Raw genomic sequence first — 21886 nt, 5'->3', positions numbered from 1 at the left:
TCTAAAGGCACGTCCCTGTAGGTGTAAATCGCTTTCTCGAAACAGACTTGACTCGGAGGTTAACGGGGCTATTTGGACTGCACCGGTATCCTCTAATTCACAGGCGTGTCTGCTATAGACAAAAGATTACATAAGCACCTTTTCTGTCTTTTTTTGATTCTTCAAAGACGGTAAGGAACTCAGGGCATCCATGGGCATTTTCAGCCGCGAGGCAAGGGGAATGCTTTTTATGTGACCATGTTCTGCGTGCGCTCCTATGTGCAAGATGAGGCAAGACTCGCAATCACCGCCGTTCAGTCCGCAATATGCAGCTTATATCTTTATCTCACCGTAAGAAGACACTCAATTCTTTATATAAAGAATTTCTCCAATTTATCTCTTAAACATGCGAAAGCGAGGAATATTCATGCCACAAGTTGTGACCAAGCCGAACAACCGCCAGCTTGCCTTTGATGATATGCGCATCTCGGTATATGCAGATCGTATTCTGGAAGGACTGGACATGCTGGACAAGGAACGTCTGATACGCGGGGTAAACAGCAAGCTCCGTCGTGACGAAGTTACCGGAGACGAGATCAGCAGCGCTTTTATGATGAGCGCTCTGGAACTGGTAACGAAGGAAGAGCCTAACTGGAAATTTGCAGCGGCACGCTCCCTGCTTACTTCCCTTTACAAGAAAGCGGCAACCAACCGCAGATACAAATCTTACCCGGAAGAGCCGTACGGCGCTTTCCACCCGCTTCTAGTGGATCTTGTGAAGAAAGGCATCTACCGCGAAGAACTGCTGGAATGTTACACCAAAGAGCAGATCGACGAACTTGCTGAATGCATCGATTACCGCAACGATCTGTTGTTCGACTATATTGGCTTGCTCACACTGGCAGAACGTTACCTTGCACACGATTTTGACGGAAAAGTCATGGAATTGCCTCAAGAGCGTTACATGGTTATCGCGATGTACCTGATGCATCAGGAGCCTGCTGAGAGACGTATGGATCTCGTTAAGGAAGCTTACTGGGCAATGAGCAACATGTACATGACGGCAGCTACACCTACGATGTCCAATGCGGGTAAAAAAGTGGCTGGACAACTCTCCAGCTGTTTCATTGATACCGTGGATGATTCCCTTGAGGGTATCTTTGACTCCAACACAGATGTAGCACGTCTCAGCAAAATGGGCGGCGGCATCGGCGTTTACCTCGGTAAAGTCAGAGCTCGCGGTTCGGACATCCGGGGTCACAAAAATACAAGTTCTGGCGTAATCCCTTGGATTCGCCAACTAAATAATACTGCGGTCAGCGTAGACCAACTCGGAACACGTAAAGGTGCAATCGCTGTTTATCTGGACGTTTTCCACAAAGACATTCTGGCCTTCCTCGATCTGAAGCTGAACAATGGTGACGAGCGGATGCGTGCGCATGACGTATTCCACGGCATCTGCCTGCCTGACCTGTTCATGGAGCGAGTAGCCAGCCGCGGCGAATGGAACCTGTTCTGCCCGCATGAAACGAAAAAAGTGATGGGCTGGAAAGATGAGAACGGTCGTCCACTCGGACTGGAAGATTTCTATGATGAATCCGTAGGCGAAGGCGCGTTCCGTGAGAAATATGAGGAAGCGGTCAACCACCCGCTGTTGTCCCGGATTACGGTTCAGGCGATTGACATCATGAAACGTGTTATGAAATCCCAACTCGAAACCGGTACGCCTTACATGTTCTACCGGGATACCGTTAACCGTTCGAACCCAAACAGTGCACACGGCATGGTGTACTCTTCCAACCTTTGTACTGAAATCATGCAGAACCAATCTGCAACTGTAGTTGAAAAGGAAGAGCTCGTAACCAAAGATGGACAAACCCGCATCGTGATTTCCAAAGTACCGGGCGATTTCGTAGTCTGCAACCTGAACTCCATTCACTTGGCACGTGCTGTACCTCATGATGTATTGGAGCGTCTGGTACCGATTCAGGTTCGTATGCTGGACAACGTTATCGACATCAACAACATTGAAGTGCTACAAGCCCAATACACCAACAGTCAATACCGTGCGGTTGGTCTGGGAACATTCGGACTCCATCACCTGCTTGCTCTTGAAGGCATTCGTTGGGAATCAGAAGAAGCAGTCACATATAACGACAATCTGTACGAAAAAATTAACTATCTGCTCGTGAAAGCCAGCATGGAACTGTCCAAGGAAAAAGGACATTATCCGAAGTTCCAAGGTTCCGATTGGCAAACAGGTAAATACTTCGACCAACGGGATTACACGACAGGTGAGCGCGTAGGCGAATTCGTTACAACTGAACAATGGAAAGAACTGCAAGCCCAAGTACAACAAAACGGTGTACGTAACGCTTGGTTGTTCGCTATTGCACCAAATGGTTCAACGTCCATCATTGCCGGTTCAACAGCCAGCATTGATCCGCTTTACGAACTGTTGTCCTATGAAGAGAAAACGACATACAAGATTGCCAACCCGGCACCTGACCTGTCCGAAAAAACGATCTGGTATTACAAAACAGCGTTCATGGTGGATCAACATGCTTCCATCAATATGGCCGCTGCCCGTCAACGCCACGTCGATCAGGGACAAAGTTTCAACTTGTATGTTCGTCCAGATATCAAAGCAACGGAATTCCTGGAACTGCATCTGCACGCCTGGAGAGCCGGCATTAAATCAACTTATTATGTTCGCAGCCGGGCATTGACTATTGAAGAATGCGATTCTTGCGCAAGCTAAGTTTTATCGTGATGCTGAAAGCTCACTAGATCTACGATGACTACCAGGGCATCCTGTTTTGAATGCAAAATGGCGTTGCCCTGGTACTTTTTTGCCCAAAACACGATCACAACATCATGAGATGTTGATATAGATGCCACATTATACAACCCTAATATATAAAAGAATTAATGATTACACGATAACGAAGAGGACAGAACAAAGCTGAAGAAGCGGAGCGCTCGCCTTTATCACCGGATTTCCCCTTATAAAAGAGGGAATCAAAAAAATCAGGGGATAACAGCGATCGGAAGGTTGTTCTGTCATCGTAGTTATACAGTGTAAATTCATTCAAGGAGTGAACGGATTATGCAATTGCAGAAAATTTTCAATACCGAAGCGCCTAACCAGTCTACCCGTATCATTGAAGGGGAATGCTCAGGCATTCTGAACTGGAACGATATTCGTATGCCTCATATGTACAAACTGTACAAAGTACTGCTGCTCAACCACTGGATCGCGGATGAAATTCCAATGTCCAAGGATGCTTCCCAATTTGCCCAATTGGATCCGGAAGAACAGCGTACATTTAAAGTCAACATCTCCCTGCTCGCTGTATTGGACTCCATGCAAACGATGTTTGTAGGTGACGTGAAACGTTATTTCACGGATTCCTCACTGGAAGCGATCTCGGCAATCATTGGACAACAGGAAGTTGTACACAACCAATCGTACTCTTACGTTCTGTCCTCCATCGTGTCCGATCGGGAACAAAAGGAAATCTTTGAATACTGGAAACATGATCCGGTGCTGCTTGACCGTAACCGGTTCATCGCCGACATCTACCAAACCTTCCGGGATAACCCGTCTCCACAGACGTTCTTCCAGGCCATGGTAGCCGATCTGGTACTTGAAGGTATCTTCTTCTATAGTACATTTGCCTTCTTCTACAACCTGGCCCGTGACCAGAAGATGATGGCAACCAGCCAAATGATCTCTTATATTCAGCGCGACGAGAACCAACACTGCTACTTCTTCGCTGAAGTGTACAAACAGCTGCTGGTAGACTTCCCTGAACTGAACACACCTGAGAACATGGACTATGTGTACAAAACGATCAACCGTGCCGTTGAACTCGAAACCAACTGGGCACACTACACTCTCAGCAACGTACGCGGGATTGACCTGAACGAGTTGGAAGACTACATCAAGTACATCGCCAACAAACGTTTGCGCCTGATGGGTATGGAAAAAGCATATGAAGGCGTGGATGTAAACTGCATGCCTTGGATCAAACCTTTCTCCGACGAAGCACTGAATGCTACGAAAACAGACTTCTTCGAAGCCAAATCCCGTAACTACGGCAAAGTCGGCGACGATAACGGATTTGACGATCTGTAAGTTGATTGATACAGTGAGCGTAATTTAATGAACGCAATTTAATAAAAATGCACAACACTCCCCTTGTTGAAATGTCTTGATGGCTTTCTGCTTGTGGGAGTGTTTTTTATATGCGACTGGATAGGATACTGTACCCATCCATCCTGCGAGCTTGTAAGATATAATGGAATTAGGTTCACATTCCCCTATTGAAATGAGGCATAGTGATGGAAAGAGAACTGCTGGAACAACTAAACAAATGGCATGAACAGGACCAGTTCGGTCTCATTATTAAACGTATTCAACAAATTCCCGAATCGGAGCGGGATTATGAGCTGATTGGACAACTTTCCAGAGCGTATAACAATGAAGGTCGTTACCGTGAGGCTGTCCAACAGTTACTATTCATCCATGGGCAGGGAGCAAGCGACCCACTATGGCAGTACCGGTTGGGTTACGCTTATTATCATATGGCCATGTACGAGCAGGCACTCAAAGCTTTTGAGATGGCAAACGAGCTCTTGCCCCATGACGAATCGACTATCGAATTTCTCGAATGGACAAGGCCCAAAGCTGAAAAAATGCAACAGGATCGACAACGACATCAAGAGATATTGTTGGAATTGGAGCACAGTGGCAGGCTGAACAATCTCAGAGCCGCTTCCGGGTCCTACGATCCGGCTTCATTCTGGGAACAGAGTGAATATGCGTTGGAAAGTTATGTATCTTCACCTTTTGACGAAGAGTTGATCCAAACCATTGAACAGGAGCTAGGCTACAAATTACCTGCCTCCTATATCCAGTTAATGAACACACAGAACGGTGGAATCCCTGCACACACTGTTTTCCCAACCAAAGAAGCTACTTCATGGGCTGAAGACCATATCGCCATTACGGGGATTATGGGCATTGCACGGGACAAGTCCAATACACTGGGCGGAGAATTTGGAAGCCGTTTCATGATTGAAGATTGGGGATACCCTGATCTTGGTGTTGTGATCTGTGATTGTCCGTCTGCCGGACACGATGTAGTGATGCTGGATTATCGATTCTGTGGCCCTGAAGGCGAACCTGCTGTGGTTCATGTGGATCAGGAAGACGATTATGAGATTACATATCTGGCGCCTAATTTTGAAACTTTTATTCGCGGATTGGTTGATGCCGATACGTTTGATCTGTCTGACGAAGAGGATGAAGACTGAGATCGCAGGAGGGGCTTATGACAACCCGTATTTATTTTGGCTCCAATAAACTTGGTGAGATTGAGCAAGCATCCTTGCAAAAGGCGCTTCATGATTTCAATCTGGGAGCGCTTATAGATTATAAGCGAACCGATGAGGGTGTGATGGGTCAGACACTTTTTATTCGCTCTTCAGAGGGAGAATATATTCTGAAAGGCAACCCGTTATATGCAGGACAACTTCAGGAAGAGCAGTTCTTTGTAAAACAGCTGAGAACTCACACTAACATTCCTGTACCTGCTCCATATTTATTGCATGAAGATACCGACATATTGGGCTGGAGCTATGCCATCATGCCCCTATTACCTGGAATGCACCTGCATGATCCGTCATTACAAGCTTCACTTTCACAGGAGGATCAGGAAAAGATCGCTTCGATGCTTGCCCACTCCTTAGCAGAACTGCACCGTTGGAAGGTCCCTGATGCGGGAGAGTATGATCCTGTAGCAAAGCAGATCGTTCCCTTTGCGGGCAAATATCTGGACTGGCTGTATGGGACAATCCATCACTGGCTGCAGGATGCTGCAAAGTACTCCGTGATAACAGACGAAGATACACAGTGGGTGGACGAGCAATTAAAAAACGCTGAATCTGCATTTCACTCCATGCCTGTGCCCGGATTTGTGATGGGTGATTTTAAGGTCGAGAACTTTGTGATTCAGAGGAATGGTGATAGCCTTGCTTCGGACTGGCAGATTAGTGGTCTGTTTGATTTTACAACGGCCTATTTTGGAGACGGAACAGCTGACTTAACCAAAATGACAGCCATGTATGTACGAGAAGGTCAACCCGAACTTGCCAAACGATTCCTTCACGGTTACCGGGAGGTTGTCTGCGCAGCAGATACGGAGCGATACCAGCACTTTGCTACCCGTCTTAGGGTGCATCTGCTCTATCAGCGTATTTTGTTATGGGGTGAATGCAAAGCAACAGGCCGAGTAACCTGGGCATCGGATATGCCTTTTGCACATTGGGCGGAGCAGTACATGGATTCGGTAATTGCTTTACTGGATTAACACAACAAAAAACCGCCAGAAGGATGAGATGCACTCACTCCTGGCGGTTTTCTCAAACCATCATATATTTAAATCGGTAATATGCATATATGAATTACGGTTGTGCAACCGGCACTTCCTGATGTTTCTGCAAAAACTCCAGCATCCGCCGATACACGAGAATCTCATTCGTTTTTCTGGAGAAGCCATGGCCTTCATCATCCAGAACGATGTATTCCACGTCTACCCCTTTCCCCTGCAACGCGGCCACGATCTGATCCGATTCCGCCTTCACGACCCTTGGATCATTGGCCCCTTGAATGACCAGCATCGGGTTGACCATCTGGTCCAGATACGTAATCGGTGAATCCTTCGTTAAGCGTTCGCGGTCACGGACCGGATCACCCAGCCAGTTGTCCATCATCGGTTTCCAGTCTTCCGGCACAGATTCCAGGAATGTGAACAGGTTACTTGGCCCAAAAATATCAACCGCAGCGCGGAATAATTCCGGGTGACGCCCTGCCAGCAGCAAGGTCATATACCCGCCGTAACTACCCCCTACCACGAACAGGCGATCCGGTGATGAGATACCCTCGTCAAACAGCCAGTTTATACCGGCAACACAGTCTAACCTTGGGCCCTCGCCCCAATCTCTCTCGACCATTTTGCCAAACTCGGCGCCATATCCAGTGCTTCCCCGGAAGTTCGGAGCAAAAATATGATAACCCTGAGCCAGCATCATTTGGAACATCGGACGGAAGAATTTTGCTTCCGATGCCTGTGGCCCGCCATGCGGCCAAAATACCGTGTAACCATTAGCCTGTTCCGGCTTCGCTTTGAAAAAAAGCGCTTCGATCTCCAGTCCGTCGTAGGAGTTATATCGAATGACATCCGGGTAGACGAGATCACTCGGATTAAGCCCCGTGACCCGATTCGCAGTCAACGGTTCCCAGGACTCACTACCTGTCATCAACCGATAGATATTATGCGGCTGGACAGCTCCACGCCCCGAAATATACACGTTGCCAGCCTTGGTAACCGTCACATGTTCTACGGTGTCCAGTGGCATGGCCACACGCCGAGGCTGCTCGGAACCTTTGTCCAGCGCGTACATCCGATTCTCGGGACCCGTAAACGTCCAGAAGTATAACGTCTCTGAATCCTTATGCCAGCGGATGATATCCACGTCTTCTCCCTCCACTTTGCACAGAGGACGAAACTCATGAGTATCCAGCCGGTATTCGGCCACATAGGTGTACGGTTCGTTATCATTTGTAATCATCAGAAGCCGATTATTGTCTGCAAATAGGACATACGAAACCTGACTCTGTCGCTCGGAGACCGGAATAATGGATTCTGACTCACCGTTCCGGTATACATATGCTGTCTGGTAGGTATTGGAGTATACATTCAAGATTACATAGGCTTGTTCATCCGAACTCACAGCAATCAGATTGCTTGTGACCTCTTCCCCTTGATGCAAGAGCTCATCCTCTCCCGTTTCCAGGTTCATCCGGCGTGAGTTGAGATAGTTCGGGTTATCCTTACTTGTCATATAATAAAGACGCTGTCCATCCTCGGACAGATGGGAGAAATAACAACGATCATTGGGCTCTGCCGGAACAACAGGAAATGGGACTCCGCCTTCCGGTTGAAGTGCATACAGATGATAATTCTCATCCCCATCCCGATCAAACGCCGTGAGAATATGACGTCCTTCTGGGTCTGGTTTGATAAACTGGCTGCTCTGATTCAAATACGTCAAAGGATACGGGTAGCCACCCGGCAGATCCATCGCCCAGATATTGGGCTGGCCGTTCAGATTGCTGTCAAAAAACAAACGTTTCTCGTCGGCCGATACGGCAAAATGGGAAATGCGATACGTCTGGAAATACTGTTCTACATCCGGTTTGGGAAACTGAATCATGACAAACCTCCTTGAGTATGAACGAAGTATCAAACAGTGGTAAATTAAGGGTATATTTGTCCATATTATATGCACATCCATTGTTTGCACAATAGATATGTCATATTTTTTTCCATTTCAGCTCATTCGATTACGTATAAAAGGTCATATGAGGTTTATCCTCACGGTAATAGTCAAGTCTCTGCTTCATATTTCCGGTATGTAGCTCGAACAAATGACCATCGGGATCGGTAAAATAAATGGATAATGCATCCTTCGGATCGCGTGGTCTTCCGGGAAGAATGTCAGCCCCGGCTGCTCGCAGCTGCTGCACAGACTCGTCAAATTCCTCTTCTTTTACGGTAAATGCAATATGTGTATACGTTCGTTCCGTATAGTTGCGAATGACGTCTTCCTGATTCAAAGCGATCCAAAGTCCGGCAAGTTCGAAATATGCCAGCTTCCGGCCTTTCACCTGAATACGGGCACCGAGAGCCTGCTCATAAAAGGTAATGGACCGTTCCAGATTGGATACGGAAAAGCACAGATGATTAATCCCCTGAATATTCATTTGGCTCCTGACACCTCCACATTTTAATGAACTGTTGCAATTGCTACATCCTTATTATGGTATATTTTACCCCAAAAACAAATGCCCTTCTTCCTCCTGTCGCACCTTCTTCTGGGCGAATGCATAGTTTAGGCGTATGAACGAACGTGCGAGGGGGATGTAAACCGAATGAATCCTGTCTATCCTTTTTACGGTGAGAAAACGGTGTGCAAGCCACAAAAGCTGGCTTTCCCACCCCAGCATCAGGACCAGCAGCCAGGTCTGGAAACCCTGATGGTGCCTGAACCGATCAGCGAAGATCCTGCTTATATTGGCAGCTGCAAGCTAGAAGGCAAGGTTGCGATTATTACCGGTGGTGACAGTGGAATCGGCAGAGCGGCAGCTATTGCTTTTGCCAAGGAAGGTGCAGATATCACCATCGCTTATCTATATGAACGGACCGACGCCGAAAGGACACGTGAACGCATTGAAGAGCTGGGACAACGGTGTCTATTAATCGAGATTGATCTGCGGTTAAAGAAAAACTGTGAGGCTGTCATCCGAACGACCATGGAAACCTTCGGAAAGATCGACGTCCTGGTCAACAATCATGGCGTGCAGTACGTACAGCCAAGCATTGTCGATATTACGGAAGAACAGCTGTACCATACGTTCCAGACGAATGTGTTTGCCTACTTTTTTCTGATTCAGGCGGCTCTCCCACATCTGTGCAAAGGAGCATCCATCATCAATACGGCTTCCATTACGGCCTATAAAGGTGAAGTGCAACTGATCGATTACTCATCCAGCAAAGGGGCTGTGGTCTCTCTGACACGGGTACTCGCCAAATCACTCGCTGCTCAGGGCATTCGGGTCAACTGCGTCGCGCCCGGACCGATCTGGACCCCACTCATTCCATCCAGCTTCTCCGCTGAAGACGTGCAGGTATTTGGAACCGAGACGCCGATGGGCCGGGCAGGCCAACCTTATGAACTAGCAGCTGCCTACGTCTATCTCGCTTCCCGCGACTCCTCCTATGTCACTGGTGAGTGCATTCATGTCAATGGCGGCGATATGGTAACGACCTAGTCATCTGGAGAACACCTCATATCTTGGAAAAAATACATTGGCACTGATATGAATACAACTGTATCATCTCTATTCACGGGCTATGTCAGATTGGATTTCGCGTTGGCAGCAGGAGATCATGCCACCTGTTCCGAAGAGGGTTAGGAGTAATTGATCCGGCGAGCCGGAACCTGACATCTTGCGACAAGGAGCTGAACAACCTGATGAACTACGATCCACTCTACCAACCGTATCCGTCTTATCGTGTGCCCGTTTATGCCAAAAAAGGCATGGTCGCCACTTCACAACCTTTGGCTGCACAAGCGGGTCTGGACGTGTTAAAAAAGGGCGGCAACGCCATTGATGCCGCTATCGGCACCGCTGCTGCACTCACCGTGCTGGAGCCAACGTCCAATGGCATTGGGGGCGATGCCTTTGCCCTCGTCTGGACCGAGGGCAAACTGCATGGCCTGAATGCCAGTGGGCCTGCGCCTCAGAGTATATCGATTGAGGCGCTCAAAGCGGCAGGCCATTCGGAGATGCCGAAGCTGGGGGTCATCCCGGTGACGGTGCCTGGCGCACCGGCGGGTTGGGCTGAGCTGAGCCGCCGATTCGGGCGGCTTACGCTGGCGGAAACGCTGGAACCGGCTGTCCGCTACGCGGAAGAAGGTTACCCGCTTGCGCCGGGGCTGGCTCGCCATTGGGCAAGGGCAGCCGACATCTATGCGCGCCAAGGCGATGCGGAAGCCGGCCGTGCGTGGTTTGAGACGTTTGCCCCAGGCGGGCGTGTTCCAGCCGTGGGCGAGATGTGGCGCTCGCCGGATCATGCGGCAACACTGCGCCGGATTGGCGAGAGCGGTGCGCGAGACTTCTATGAAGGCGAACTCGCGGAGCGTATTCATTCTTTTATGGCAGAACACGGAGGTTACCTGACCAAAGAAGATCTGGCTGCATTCCAACCTGAATGGGTTGATCCGATCTCGGTCTCCTATCGCGGATATGACGTGTGGGAGATCCCGCCAAATGGTCAGGGGCTGATTGCTCTGGCGGCGCTCAATCTGTTAAAGGGATTTGATTTTGAAGAAAAGGAATCCGTTCTGGCATACCACAGGCAGCTGGAAGCCATGAAGCTGGCGTTTGCCGATGGAGAGAAATACATTACCGAGGAACGCAAGATGGGCGTAACGGTGCAGGAATTATTATCCGAAGCGTATGCAGATGAACGGCGCAAGCTCATTGGTGATATGGCACTTCCGCCTGAAGCGGGCGACCCAAGGGCAAGTGGAACGGTGTATCTTGCAACGGCAGATGGTGAGGGCAACATGGTTTCCTTCATTCAGAGCAATTATATGGGCTTCGGCTCCGGGCTGGTTGTGCCAGGCACAGGCATTGCCCTGCAAAACCGGGGACATAATTTCTCGCTTGATCCCGATCACGCCAACGCACTGGAGCCAGGCAAACGGACATTTCATACAATCATTCCGGGCTTCCTCACACGTGGTGATGAAGCAGTCGGACCATTCGGGGTCATGGGCGGTTTCATGCAACCCCAGGGTCATGTGCAGGTCGTTATGAATACGGTGGACTTCCACCTCAATCCACAGGCTGCGCTCGATTCTCCGCGCTGGCAGTGGACCAAAGGCAAAACGATTCTGGTTGAGCCTGGATTCCCTCAACATATTGCACAGGCACTTGCTCGCAAAGGGCATGATATACAGGTCGCCCTCGATCCGTCGATGTTTGGACGCGGCCAGATCATCTGGCGCAACCCGGACAACGGCGTATTGTGCGGCGGCACGGAAAGCCGGGCAGATGGCTCGGTAGCAGCGTGGTAATACGTTGCAAGTGCAGCTGAATGAGAGCGGGAACGTAACGCTCAGGAATATTGCATATGCTGCGGGAACCGGGAAAACCGTTCATATATATGAATTTTTTGATTCATGATATGTAGTCATTCATCATTCGTTTGGTTTCAAAAAAAGGGTAAAGAAGAGATCTAATCGGTCTCTTCTTTACCCTTTTTTTGTCTTTCTTTTTCCCGTTGACCAGCAAGACGTAGTACAGGTTCAGTATAGAATTCATGCCTCTTCAGATGTAAATTCTATGTATAATTTATGGGTTTCATTGGAATTTTATTGAGTTTTCGTAAATTTTCATCCTTACCCATTATAGAGACTCTGCTCTCGTCCGATATACATATAGAGGAATTGCTCACCTCACACGTCATCTCCATCTTATAGAAAAGAGGGCATACGCACATGAAAACACAATGGAAAATCAAATTCGGGTTCACCATGATGATGGTTCTAGTTGTTCTGATGCTGGGAGCATGTTCGGCATCCGATAAGGTGTCCCCCGCAGATCAGCGAACTAAAGTCGGAATCGTTCTTACGGATGTCGGCTTGGGTGATCATTCTTTCAGTGACGCATCTTTTGAGGGATTGGTACAGGCAAGAAACGAGAACAGTATTGTTTTTGATTACAAGGAACCGGGAAAGGATTTGACATCCGAGGCAGCTTTTGAGCAATTTGCGAAGGATAAAGTTGATCTGATTATTGGTCTAAGCGACACGATAAAAACCGATCTGGAGAAGGTTGCTCAGAAGTATCCCGATCAGCATTTTCTCATCATTGACGGGCATTCCGATCTCCCCAATGTGACCTCCATGTCCTTCAAAGCAGAAGAAGGCAGCTATCTTGCAGGTATCATTGCTGGCTTTGCAACAACCGAAGACCATGTAGGCTTCTTGGGTGGAATGGATATTCCGGTGCTTCACGATTTCCAGCAAGGTTTTGAGCAAGGTGTAAAGGCGGCTAATCCGGATGCCACAGTCCATGTCGTGTACGCCGGGGATTTCGGCAATCCTGATCTTGGAGGAAAACTCGCGGCGCAGATGATTCAGGAACAGCGTGTTGATGTCATTTACGTTGCTGCCGGACTTACCGGCATAGGCTCACTTTCGGAGATTCAGAGATTAGGTAAATACGCCATTGGCGTGGACCAGGATCAGTTCTTTTTAGCAGAAAAAGCAGTACTCACTTCCATGCTCAAAAATGTAGATGTCTCTCTTCATAACGCCATTAATACGTTCATTCAGAACCAGCATTCATTTCCCGAAAAAGAAATGTTCTATGGTCTGGCAGAAAACGGCGTAGGTTTAACCGCCCTACATAACATCACACTCACGGACGAACAACAGCAAACGTTCGAAGATTTGAAAGCACAGATCGCTTCCGGCAAAACCAAAATTACCCTAGATCAATAAACCAATTGCTAATATGGAGGCACGCTTATGAAATTGCAGGGAAAGCTGATAATGAATGCCGTAGTATCGTTACTGTTATGCCTTTTGCTTGTAGCCTATATCATTATTCAATTGCTGAGCATGAATGCCAAAAATCAAAATCTGGTGCCTGCCATGCTGAAGGTCACGGAGTTGAACGCTAACCAGATACAGACCGAGCAGGCGCTCGATGTGTACTCGTTCTCCATGACAGCTGGAAATCAGGATAATGTTGCACGCTTGCTGAATGAAGGTAAAACCATGGTAAAGCAGCTCACAGAAGGCTTGCTGGAAACGGATGAACAGCTTCGCCTGATCCAATCGATCCAAACCAAATTAACAGCTCTGGACACGGGCGCCACCGAAGCCATCACAGCCATGAACAGTTCGGACGCCAAACGTTTCAGCTCACGGGTCAAAGGCATACAAAATGATATTTATATGCTGGATGAGGTGACCCGGGATCGATATGACCAATACACAGTAAATCTTGAACAAGACATTCAGCGGACCTGGCAGATTGCTCTCGCCGGAGCCATCATCCTGCTTGTCGCTGTACTGGTGTTCAACATGTACACTTCACGAAAATTGGCGAGACGCATACGCAACTTGAAGGAAGCAGCAGGACAAATTGCGAACGGTGATCTGACGCAGCAGCTTCCGGAGACACGAGGCAAAGATGAATTGGATGACTTAAACCGCTCCTTCCGCCTTATGACGGGGAATATTCGCAGTATCATTCAATCTATCGGTGCGGCAGGAAACCGTGTTGATGGGATGGCACAGGACATTGACCGCGGTAATGATACTGTGCAAGCCATTGTGCAGCAGGTATCCCGAACTACCGAAGAGCTATCGATTGGCAGTCAGAAAATTGCTGAGGATCTAAGCGACACGGTTATGGTTGTGGACAAGATGCAGCATATGTTTGAAAGCAATCTTCAGGCGACTTCACAATCGGCCATCTATGGTAACGAAGTTTTGACTTCCGTGCAGGAGGGACACATTGCCGTACAGGAACAGCTTCGACTGGCTGAAGTAAACCGGATTGCCATGTCCGAGGTAGAAAAGACTGTCCAGGAATTGGAGGAGAGTGCCTCCCGGATCGCAACCATGACTGCTTATGTATCAAGCATCGCTACGCAGACAACCCTTCTGTCTCTGAACGCCTCCATCGAAGCGGCACGTGCAGGTGAAGCCGGACGCGGCTTTGCTGTCGTTGCGGGGGAAGTGAAGAAACTGGCCGAGCAATCCGAGCAATCGGTACAGCATATCTTTGGGGCTGTCGGCGAAATCACAACGGCTATGGGCAAAGTGAAAAACTCTGTGACACAGAGCATTCAGCTCTTTGCAGAACAGGAGCAGGCCACCGGAAAAACCGGCGAATCCTTCTCCGGAATTCGTCACAGTGTAGAGCGAATTAGCACAAGTATTAATCAGCTTACGGAAGACATGCAGCAGTCCAGTGAGCTTAGCGCACAGGTTCAGCAGGCGATTGAAAATATAAGTGCCATTACGGAACAATCGGCCGCAAGCAGTGAGGAAATTACAGCTTCAACGGCCGAGCAACAACGTTCGTTCGCCGAAGCAAGCACTAAGGTGAAAACCCTGCGGGATATCAGTGCAGAGATGCATCAGGAGCTTTTACGGTTCCGGTTGTAGTTGAACCATGATAAAAGAATGAAGAGAAGCGTCTGTACCGAAGGTTGAAAGGAACTTCCTTTCTCGGGTCGAAGCGCTAATCAATTCTAACGAATCGACCACACCTTAATTAGAGGATTTGGGTCGAATGCACAGATTAACGAACTTCAGTCACGTTATTCCGGTTAGTCCGGCCACAAATACAGCGGTATGAGGTGCTAATTGAGGGAATAACTTCGCTAGGATTTGTTAAATGGCGAAACTATGAAAATTGCAGCTAATAGCATGTGTTTGATTCGTTAAAATGGCAATACACTAAAAAGGGATGTCCTCGTCATGTTTATGACTATGGACATCCCTTTCTTAATGTTATGAGTGGTTTATATCTTCGTCCTTTGTGCAAAGGCATGCAGCACACCTATCACCCGAGCTCAAAGCGGTGTAAATGCAGCTTATGAAGTAACGAATGTACGTACCAAGAGTCGGCACCAATCATGCCCCTGTTTTATAGTGCATCAACGATATCCCCGGCGAGCAGGGATGCCGGATCACCGCGCAGCAGCGCAGCTCTCTCCCCTGCCTGGCCGTGTAGAAACACGCCAAAGGCTGCAGCCTGCTCCGCGCTGAGCCCTTGGGCGAGCAGACCGGCGATAATGCCGGTCAACACGTCTCCTGCACCGCCGGTTGCCATGCCTGCGTGCCCGGTGGTGTTGATATACGCCTCGCCGGATGGCGTTGCGATGACCGTTCGTGCTCCCTTGAGCACAAGGGTCACGCCCTGCTCGCGGGCGTACCGTACAGCGTGTCCAATTCGGTCACGCTGTACTTCGGGGGTCGACATGCCCAGCAGTCGGCCCATCTCCCCAGGGTGCGGCGTCAGGATGGTCGCCGCACTTCGTTTGCCCCAGTCGCGAGGCCCTGTTGGGCCAGCGTCTGCCAGCATGTTGAGGGCGTCCGCGTCGATGACGAGCGGGCGATCCGAATGTTGCCACAGACGGCGCAGCCAGTCTGTGTCGCCCTTGAAGCGGCCGAGACCCGGGCCGGTCGCGAGCACGTCGCGGCTTTCGGCGAGACGCAGCACAGCGTCTGCGGAAGCCGCGTTCCACTCGCCGCTGTCGCCATCTGCGGCGGCAGCGAGCATGAGCTCGGGCACGGTGCCGATGACATGCGGCAGCAGTGCCGAGGGCAGCGCCCATGTGGCGAGCCCGCAGCCAGCGCGCAGCGCGGCTTTGGCCGAGAGCAGGCCTGCGCCGCTCATCGGCAGACTGCCTGCGGCCAGCAGCACGTGGCCGTAAGTGCCCTTGTGGCCGTCCGGTGCCCGGAGTCGGCCCGTGTCCACGCGCAGCGCACTGCGCAGTACCTCTTCCGTCAGCAGACGGACCGAGGGGCCATGCTCCGGCGCAAGCCGCGCGGGAATGCCGATGGAGCGCACCACGATGCGCCCTGCGGCAGATGCACCCGGGTACTGCACCAGCCCGCACTTAAGTAGCGCGAGACATACGGTAACCCGGGCCTGAATGCAGGGCTCATATACCTCCCCGGTGTCGGCATTGAGCCCGCTTGGCACATCGGCTGACACGACTGGCTTGCCGCTTTCGTTCACCGCCTCAATCAGCGCTGCGTATGCTCCGCGCGGCGCCCCCCTCGAGCCGGTGCCCAGCAGCGCATCCACGATGCCTGTGCACCGGCTGAAGTCCACGGCTTCGCGCCCATGGACCAGAGCAGGGATGCCGAGCTGCGCGGCGGCATCCCGCTGCACTGCGGCTTCGCCCCGCAACGCATCAGGCGCATCGGCGTAAACCAAAGTCACGCCGAGCCCCGCTTCAACCAAATGGCGCGCCGCAACCAGCCCGTCGCCGCCATTATTACCCTTGCCGATCAGCATGTACCACTGCTGATCACCGGGTTGCTCCATCACGAGCGCCGGATCGGCGATGATGTCGCCACCATGAGCAGGCCGATCGCCGGGCCCGGTGTGCGCCCGCTTCCCGTTTTTGTTCCAGTAACCATACTGCTTCGAACGGTGGTCAACATCGTCTTCCCGGCACAGCCGGATAACTTCCTCGGCGATGGCTCTGCCTGCGTTCTCCATCAGACTGACAGCAGGAATGCCAAGCTTCTGAATCGTATGCTCATCCACAGCTCTCATCTGTTCAGCGGTTACGATAAACAACGTTCATCCCTCCCCGGTGGCCTCTTCGGAAATTTACAGAAAGATTGCTAGCTTACCTAAAACTTTTAATAACCTACTGTAAACCGGGATTGAATAAATTGCGGATCATCCAGCTCATCCACCAAAGCCGCTGCAAAATCGCCAACGGAAATCGAACTCTCACCAAGATCATCTGTGATTACACGATTCATGCCAACCCGGAACAGGCCTGTCCGTCTTCCTGTTGTGATCGTAGCCGCAGGACTCATGTAGGTCCAGTTAATATCCGATGCTTCAATCAGGTTATACGCATCGACATGAGCCTTCGCCAATGGTTTGACTTCCTCAGGGAATCCTGGTGTGTCCATCAGCATTTCTCCAGAATCGGTAAGCAAGCTTCCTGCTCCACCCACGACAACCAAACGTCCTGCTTTTCCACGACGAACACCCTCAATTAGTGAACGTGTAACTTCCAACATCTCTTCCTCCGCACCAAACTTCGGTCCATAGGCACTCACAACGGCTTCCTGGCCTGCTGTAAAATCAGCAACCTGGTCCGGGTTAAGCAAATCCCCTTCTATCACACGCAAACGCTCATGCTCCATCTCAACCTTCGAAGGATCACGAACTATCGCCGTTACCTCATGTCCGCGGTCCATTAACTCCCACAGTATCGTCTTCCCAATCGCTCCGGTTGCTCCAAAAATGGCAACTTTCATATCAAATCCCTCTTTTCAGTAGATATCATCTTGTCAACTTACCGTTATTTTAATACTTAATCCCATTGTTATATACCTTAAACGGCTCACGCCATCTTAAACCGTCTATGCCCACTTGTAAACCATCGCGAAAAAATCTCTTCCACCTCTTACTCCACACAAAAAAAGCCGCAATGCGGCTCAGCATCAATTACTTCATATTAGTTTGAGGTCATGCATACTTCCCTCATTTCAATTTTCAATAAACTGCGCTTTATTTCCGCTCTATTCCCCTTGTCTCCACCACATACCTTCCGATTTCGGACTGGTGTAGGTGAAGCCGAATTGAGCGTACAGACGATCGGCAGGAACGTCAGCCAGCAGGCTAACCAAGCCACGAGCAGGCACATGTTCGCGCAAATAATTCATGATCTCGCTCATAATCAATTTGCCATATCCTCTTCCCTGCTGATCCGGGCGCACGGCGATATCCACCACCTGAAAGAAGCAACCTCCGTCCCCGATGACCCGGCCCATGCCTACGATTTCATTTTCTTCACGCAGACATACGGCAAAAAGACTATTGGGCAGCCCAATCTCCGCCCCCTCGTTGCTCATCGCACTAAGACCTGCGCTTTTCCGTAACGCTAGGTATTCTGCTGCTGAGGGCGGTGTGTGTTCAATGTTGATCTGGTCCATGTATCATGCTCCCTTCCTATTAAACCTATAATTATGTGTAGAATTAAAAAAATTCATGGAAATTACATCTTCTTTGCATGGGTGCCGTGGTCCTTCTTATGACAGTAAATTCCTACTGTTCCTGCTTGAATTCACGCAATTCCTGTGTAATAGTGAGAGAAAGCTTATGTGAACCGTGTTTCATGCTACACTACAGTTTTTGCAAAGGAGGAACCATTGTGCTTCAACGCTGGATGCTTGCTCTATTCTCATATCCGGGCTTCGTGGCGGTACTACTCGGAATGATCGCTGTGCTGCTTGGACTCTACGTATGGTCAGCCACTGAGGTCAGACGAAGCCGGGACAGGCGAATGCACGCGATACGAGATACATTATACATAAGTACAACCCTACTGGGACAACTCACAGCCAAAGAACAACGGAAAGTTGCTATAACGGAACATGAGCATCATGAATTATTAACGGCTATGCTGTCCTGCAGAGCCGCAGTGCATCTGTCTCCACAGCTTCAGGATCAGATCCGCAGCTGTATTATCGATGTTGATCCCGCTCGACTGGCATTGATGCACAGGGCTCTGGAACGAGAGAGTGCAGCATTGTCCGATGAATTGAATCGATACGCACATCCTGACCAGTGGGGAAGAGCGATCTGGAATGTCATTCGTCCAGCTGCCGAGCCCACCGCTGTAGTAGCTGTACTGTACCTAATCGCTGATTTTGTGTTTCGTCAACAAGGTCTGTTGTATCCTTTCTGGCATTCATGGTTCAATGCTTTGCCATGGATACGCTTCGTTTCTTTGATCATCACGGTGTTCTATGGTTATCTGCTCTGGTCCAGTCCAAGACAGGGTTCATCGGGCACAGTAACCAGAGCACTTGTTACGCTAATTGCCATGTGCTCGCTGCTTCATCTGATTGGACTGGCTGCTGCTCCCTACGCATTGGGATTGCAACTCATTCTGTTCATCTCTGGCTTCAGCCTGACAGGAACGCCTTCTCGCAGTGATCGCCCCTATGCGGGACACACCGATTCGGATAAGGAATTGAATAGCATTGCAGAAGCACATGAGGATGAGAACTTGGATATGGAGCTAAACCTCTATAAACCACGCACATCCGGAGCCATTTCCGAAAAATAAACCTTCTTTTAACTTGGTTTGCCTGCATCATCAGACTCAGTTCATTCAACACCAAAAAGAGAAGCCCGCAAAATCGGCGGCTTCTCTTTTTGGTTTCTACTATTTTTTGCATTATGCCTAATTCGATCCTGGATTACATGATGCCTATCCCTTCGCACTTGCATTCGATGAGCGCAGTGAACGGGGTGAGCTGCTTCGTGCAGTGCTGCCGGATTTGGAGGCGCTGCCGGAGGGCGTATTTTCAAAACGCTTGCGTTCGGTCCGCTCCATCTGCACAATCTGGCCTTCATGTACAACGATGTGTAACGAGCCAAACTCCATGTCGTTCAGTTGTCCGGCAATGCGATCCATCCATACCTCATCCACTTTTAACGGCTTAGCCATAGAGCCGCCTCCTCTTCTCGGGCTACTGCCCGCTATATTCCTCAAGTGCGCTGTCATCCAACCCGACTTATAATTCATTCTTATCCAACCTATATACTTGGTTTATACATTAGCAGGGCTTCCAGTAGCTGTCAATCCGAATTTTCATGAAGTTTAAACAAAATCCATTTTCATTCGGAACCCTCTTCAAAACCAAGATGATCGGCATGAATATAGGATTGTTACATCACTTTTCGGGAATCGTTTTATGACCCAACCAGCTCTTGAGCAGCAACGTTGCCAGAGCCAAAATCAGCAACAAGGAGGCGACGGCAAACGAAGCAGAGAATTGATATTCGTTATACAGGATCTCGACATGCAGCGGCAAGGTGTTGGTCTCCCCGCGAATATGTCCCGATACAACAGACACGGCCCCAAACTCCCCCATTGCCCGCGCATTACACAGAATAATGCCATATAACAGTCCCCACTTGATGTTGGGAAGTGTAACGTTCCAGAATATCCGCCACCCGGAGGCCCCAAGCGTAACCGCCGCTTCTTCTTCCCTCGTGCCTTGATCCTCCATCAACGGAATCAGCTCTCTGGCAACGAAGGGAAACGTAATGAACAATGTTGCGATGACAATGCCGGGCAGGGCAAAAATAATTTTGATATCATGCTCGGCCAGCCACGGTCCAAACCATCCATTTGAACCAAAGATGAGGACAAAGATCAACCCGCCTACCACAGGCGAGATCGAAAAAGGAAGATCGATCAGGGTGATCATGAGTCCTTTGCCCCTGAACTGGAACTTGGTAATGACCCACGCAGCCGCCACACCGAATATCGTATTGAGCGGTACGGTAATCCCGGCAACCAGCAGCGTAAGTTTCAATGCCGACATCGCGTCCGGCTCGGTAAGCGCGGCGATGTAGACACCCCAGCCTTGCTTTAAAGCCTCCATCAGCACGATCACCAGCGGCAAGATGAGCAGCCAGAGCAGCACCAGACTTGCCAATCCGATCAACAACCATTTGACCCATGGTGCTTCCGTGGTTGCACGGTTTGGCCCCGGCCCGGTTCGCACACGGGAAGCAGGCGTCAATGGAACGGAACCCGCCATATTCTGTACCTCCTTTTGGTTTAGGTTGGCTCACTGCTCACTAAGCTCTGCCTGCCTTGCGGCTCCAGCGTTGAAGTGAATTAATGATCAGCAATAGGACAAAAGAGACCAGCAGCAGCAGCAAGGCTACCGCCGTAGCTCCCGCATAATCGAACTGCTCCAGCTTCGCCATGATCAGCAGGGGCGCAATCTCCGTTTTCATCGGCATATTGCCTGAGATAAACACCACTGAACCATATTCGCCAATACCTCGGGCAAAGGCTAACGCAAAACCGGTCAGCAGCGGCGGGATCAGATCCGGAAGCAGAATCTTACGAAATATCCGCCATCTTCCCGCTCCCAGCGTAGCCGCAGCTTCCTCCACTTCAGTCTCCAGTTCCTGCAAAACCGGCTGCACCGTACGCACCACAAACGGAATCCCGATAAACATCAGCGCGAGAGTAATGCCCGCCTGTGAATAGGCCAGCTTGATGCCCAAAGGTTCCACAAACTGCCCAATCCAGCCATTCCCGGCATACAGCGCCGTTAAGGCAACCCCCGCCACTGCTGTCGGCAAGGCAAAAGGCAGATCAATAACGGCATCAAACAGCCGCTTTCCAGGGAACTCATACCGGACAAGTACCCAAGCCAGGAGCAGCCCGAGAACCAGATCGATCAGGGCCGCTGCACCTGCAGTCAGAAAACTCACCTGGAAAGAAGCCAGTACCCGGGGATTGGTCGCCACCTCAATCAATGTGGACCAGGTCAGCCCCGTGGAGTTAAACAAGAGCGCTGCGAGTGGAATAAGTACAACCAGGCTCAGGTAAAGCACACTGTAACCCATCGTTAATCCGAATCCCGGCAGTGTGCGACTCCGGGCCACCATCACCTTGCTCATGCACGTTCATCCTCTCTGCCTTCAGTCGGTCGGACTGGTTGGCCGCTTACA

The 21886-nt window shown here is 50.0% G+C and carries 17 protein-coding genes; 9 read left to right on the top strand and 8 right to left on the bottom strand.

Annotation, left to right across the window (positions count from 1 at the left end; all coding sequences use genetic code 11):
- Positions 1-406 precede the first annotated feature (406 nt).
- The 4 genes from BLV50_RS23115 to BLV50_RS23100 all read left to right on the top strand — a co-directional run bounded on the left by BLV50_RS23115 (position 407) and on the right by BLV50_RS23100 (position 6356).
- Positions 407-2740: a ribonucleoside-diphosphate reductase subunit alpha gene (locus BLV50_RS23115; protein ID WP_063568260.1), complete on the top strand. Its 2334-nt coding sequence runs from the start codon at positions 407-409 to the stop codon at positions 2738-2740.
- A gap of 348 nt (positions 2741-3088) precedes the next feature.
- Positions 3089-4120, top strand: coding sequence for a ribonucleotide-diphosphate reductase subunit beta (locus tag BLV50_RS23110; protein ID WP_024632189.1), 1032 nt, complete (start codon positions 3089-3091; stop codon positions 4118-4120).
- A 206-nt stretch (positions 4121-4326) separates the two neighbouring features.
- Positions 4327-5301 carry an SMI1/KNR4 family protein gene (locus BLV50_RS23105; protein WP_090810239.1) on the top strand — a complete coding sequence of 325 codons (975 nt, stop codon included), beginning with the start codon at positions 4327-4329 and terminating at the stop codon, positions 5299-5301.
- A gap of 17 nt (positions 5302-5318) precedes the next feature.
- A complete protein-coding gene (locus BLV50_RS23100) occupies positions 5319-6356 on the top strand; it encodes a phosphotransferase family protein (RefSeq protein WP_090810237.1) in 1038 nt (345 codons plus the stop codon).
- Between the two features lie 94 nt (positions 6357-6450).
- On the opposite strand, the gene BLV50_RS23095 is transcribed toward BLV50_RS23100, so the two are convergent.
- Together BLV50_RS23095 and fosB are read right to left on the bottom strand one after the other, a co-directional pair.
- Positions 6451-8262, bottom strand: a complete 1812-nt coding sequence (locus tag BLV50_RS23095) for a S9 family peptidase (RefSeq protein WP_090810235.1) — start codon at positions 8260-8262, stop codon at positions 6451-6453.
- Between the two features lie 130 nt (positions 8263-8392).
- The gene (gene fosB, locus BLV50_RS23090) at positions 8393-8812 is read right to left on the bottom strand and encodes a metallothiol transferase FosB (RefSeq protein WP_072734912.1); all 420 of its coding nucleotides are present in this window, start codon (positions 8810-8812) and stop codon (positions 8393-8395) included.
- A 168-nt stretch (positions 8813-8980) separates the two neighbouring features.
- Here fosB and BLV50_RS23085 point away from each other — a divergent pair, with 168 nt between their 5' ends.
- The 4 genes from BLV50_RS23085 to BLV50_RS23070 all read left to right on the top strand — a co-directional run bounded on the left by BLV50_RS23085 (position 8981) and on the right by BLV50_RS23070 (position 14805).
- A complete protein-coding gene (locus BLV50_RS23085; RefSeq protein ID WP_090810233.1) occupies positions 8981-9880 on the top strand; it encodes a glucose 1-dehydrogenase in 900 nt (299 codons plus the stop codon).
- A gap of 203 nt (positions 9881-10083) precedes the next feature.
- The gene (locus tag BLV50_RS23080) at positions 10084-11694 is read left to right on the top strand and encodes a gamma-glutamyltransferase family protein (RefSeq protein ID WP_090810231.1); all 1611 of its coding nucleotides are present in this window, start codon (positions 10084-10086) and stop codon (positions 11692-11694) included.
- 423 nt (positions 11695-12117) lie between these two features.
- The gene (locus tag BLV50_RS23075) at positions 12118-13125 is read left to right on the top strand and encodes a BMP family lipoprotein (protein ID WP_256338028.1); all 1008 of its coding nucleotides are present in this window, start codon (positions 12118-12120) and stop codon (positions 13123-13125) included.
- 27 nt (positions 13126-13152) lie between these two features.
- On the top strand, positions 13153-14805 hold the full coding sequence (locus BLV50_RS23070) for a methyl-accepting chemotaxis protein (RefSeq protein ID WP_090810229.1): 1653 nt from the start codon (positions 13153-13155) through the stop codon (positions 14803-14805).
- A gap of 484 nt (positions 14806-15289) precedes the next feature.
- Here the strand turns inward: BLV50_RS23070 and BLV50_RS23065 are convergent, their stop codons facing one another.
- The 3 genes from BLV50_RS23065 to BLV50_RS23055 form a co-directional block, all read right to left on the bottom strand.
- Positions 15290-16957 carry an NAD(P)H-hydrate dehydratase gene (locus tag BLV50_RS23065; RefSeq protein ID WP_177031240.1) on the bottom strand — a complete coding sequence of 556 codons (1668 nt, stop codon included), beginning with the start codon at positions 16955-16957 and terminating at the stop codon, positions 15290-15292.
- Between the two features lie 65 nt (positions 16958-17022).
- Complete coding sequence (locus BLV50_RS23060) at positions 17023-17655, bottom strand: NAD(P)-dependent oxidoreductase (RefSeq protein ID WP_090810227.1); 633 nt, start codon at positions 17653-17655, stop codon at positions 17023-17025.
- A 264-nt stretch (positions 17656-17919) separates the two neighbouring features.
- Positions 17920-18333, bottom strand: coding sequence for a GNAT family N-acetyltransferase (locus BLV50_RS23055; protein WP_079695807.1), 414 nt, complete (start codon positions 18331-18333; stop codon positions 17920-17922).
- Positions 18334-18551: 218 nt separating this feature from the next.
- Here BLV50_RS23055 and BLV50_RS23050 point away from each other — a divergent pair, with 218 nt between their 5' ends.
- Complete coding sequence (locus BLV50_RS23050; protein ID WP_090810225.1) at positions 18552-19472, top strand: hypothetical protein; 921 nt, start codon at positions 18552-18554, stop codon at positions 19470-19472.
- A gap of 144 nt (positions 19473-19616) precedes the next feature.
- Here the strand turns inward: BLV50_RS23050 and BLV50_RS23045 are convergent, their stop codons facing one another.
- The 3 genes from BLV50_RS23045 to cysT all read right to left on the bottom strand — a co-directional run bounded on the left by BLV50_RS23045 (position 19617) and on the right by cysT (position 21835).
- On the bottom strand, positions 19617-19856 hold the full coding sequence (locus tag BLV50_RS23045; RefSeq protein WP_062322628.1) for a YezD family protein: 240 nt from the start codon (positions 19854-19856) through the stop codon (positions 19617-19619).
- A gap of 226 nt (positions 19857-20082) precedes the next feature.
- The gene (gene cysW, locus BLV50_RS23040; RefSeq protein ID WP_090810224.1) at positions 20083-20958 is read right to left on the bottom strand and encodes a sulfate ABC transporter permease subunit CysW; all 876 of its coding nucleotides are present in this window, start codon (positions 20956-20958) and stop codon (positions 20083-20085) included.
- A 40-nt stretch (positions 20959-20998) separates the two neighbouring features.
- Positions 20999-21835 (bottom strand): sulfate ABC transporter permease subunit CysT, encoded by an 837-nt coding sequence (gene cysT / locus BLV50_RS23035; protein ID WP_063566191.1) that lies wholly within the window; start codon positions 21833-21835, stop codon positions 20999-21001.
- Positions 21836-21886 lie beyond the last annotated feature (51 nt).

The sequence above is a fragment of the Paenibacillus sp. 276b genome (genome assembly GCF_900107875.1).
In the GTDB taxonomy this organism is placed as follows: domain Bacteria; phylum Bacillota; class Bacilli; order Paenibacillales; family Paenibacillaceae; genus Paenibacillus; species Paenibacillus marchantiae.
The sequence above is the reverse complement of the archived record's forward strand: the minus strand, read 5'-3'. Positions and strand labels throughout refer to the sequence as shown.

What these genes read in the sequence shown, in the direction of transcription:
- BLV50_RS23115 (WP_063568260.1), top strand. Translation starts at nt 407, where the DNA reads ATGCCACAAGTTGTGACCAAGCCGAACAACCGCCAGCTTGCCTTTGAT.
- BLV50_RS23110 (WP_024632189.1), top strand. Translation starts at nt 3,089, where the DNA reads ATGCAATTGCAGAAAATTTTCAATACCGAAGCGCCTAACCAGTCTACC.
- BLV50_RS23105 (WP_090810239.1), top strand. Translation starts at nt 4,327, where the DNA reads ATGGAAAGAGAACTGCTGGAACAACTAAACAAATGGCATGAACAGGAC.
- BLV50_RS23100 (WP_090810237.1), top strand. Translation starts at nt 5,319, where the DNA reads ATGACAACCCGTATTTATTTTGGCTCCAATAAACTTGGTGAGATTGAG.
- BLV50_RS23095 (WP_090810235.1), bottom strand. Translation starts at nt 8,262, where the DNA reads ATGATTCAGTTTCCCAAACCGGATGTAGAACAGTATTTCCAGACGTAT.
- fosB (WP_072734912.1), bottom strand. Translation starts at nt 8,812, where the DNA reads ATGAATATTCAGGGGATTAATCATCTGTGCTTTTCCGTATCCAATCTG.
- BLV50_RS23085 (WP_090810233.1), top strand. Translation starts at nt 8,981, where the DNA reads ATGAATCCTGTCTATCCTTTTTACGGTGAGAAAACGGTGTGCAAGCCA.
- BLV50_RS23080 (WP_090810231.1), top strand. Translation starts at nt 10,084, where the DNA reads ATGAACTACGATCCACTCTACCAACCGTATCCGTCTTATCGTGTGCCC.
- BLV50_RS23075 (WP_256338028.1), top strand. Translation starts at nt 12,118, where the DNA reads ATGAAAACACAATGGAAAATCAAATTCGGGTTCACCATGATGATGGTT.
- BLV50_RS23070 (WP_090810229.1), top strand. Translation starts at nt 13,153, where the DNA reads ATGAAATTGCAGGGAAAGCTGATAATGAATGCCGTAGTATCGTTACTG.
- BLV50_RS23060 (WP_090810227.1), bottom strand. Translation starts at nt 17,655, where the DNA reads ATGAAAGTTGCCATTTTTGGAGCAACCGGAGCGATTGGGAAGACGATA.
- BLV50_RS23055 (WP_079695807.1), bottom strand. Translation starts at nt 18,333, where the DNA reads ATGGACCAGATCAACATTGAACACACACCGCCCTCAGCAGCAGAATAC.
- BLV50_RS23045 (WP_062322628.1), bottom strand. Translation starts at nt 19,856, where the DNA reads ATGGCTAAGCCGTTAAAAGTGGATGAGGTATGGATGGATCGCATTGCC.
- cysW (WP_090810224.1), bottom strand. Translation starts at nt 20,958, where the DNA reads ATGGCGGGTTCCGTTCCATTGACGCCTGCTTCCCGTGTGCGAACCGGG.
- cysT (WP_063566191.1), bottom strand. Translation starts at nt 21,835, where the DNA reads ATGAGCAAGGTGATGGTGGCCCGGAGTCGCACACTGCCGGGATTCGGA.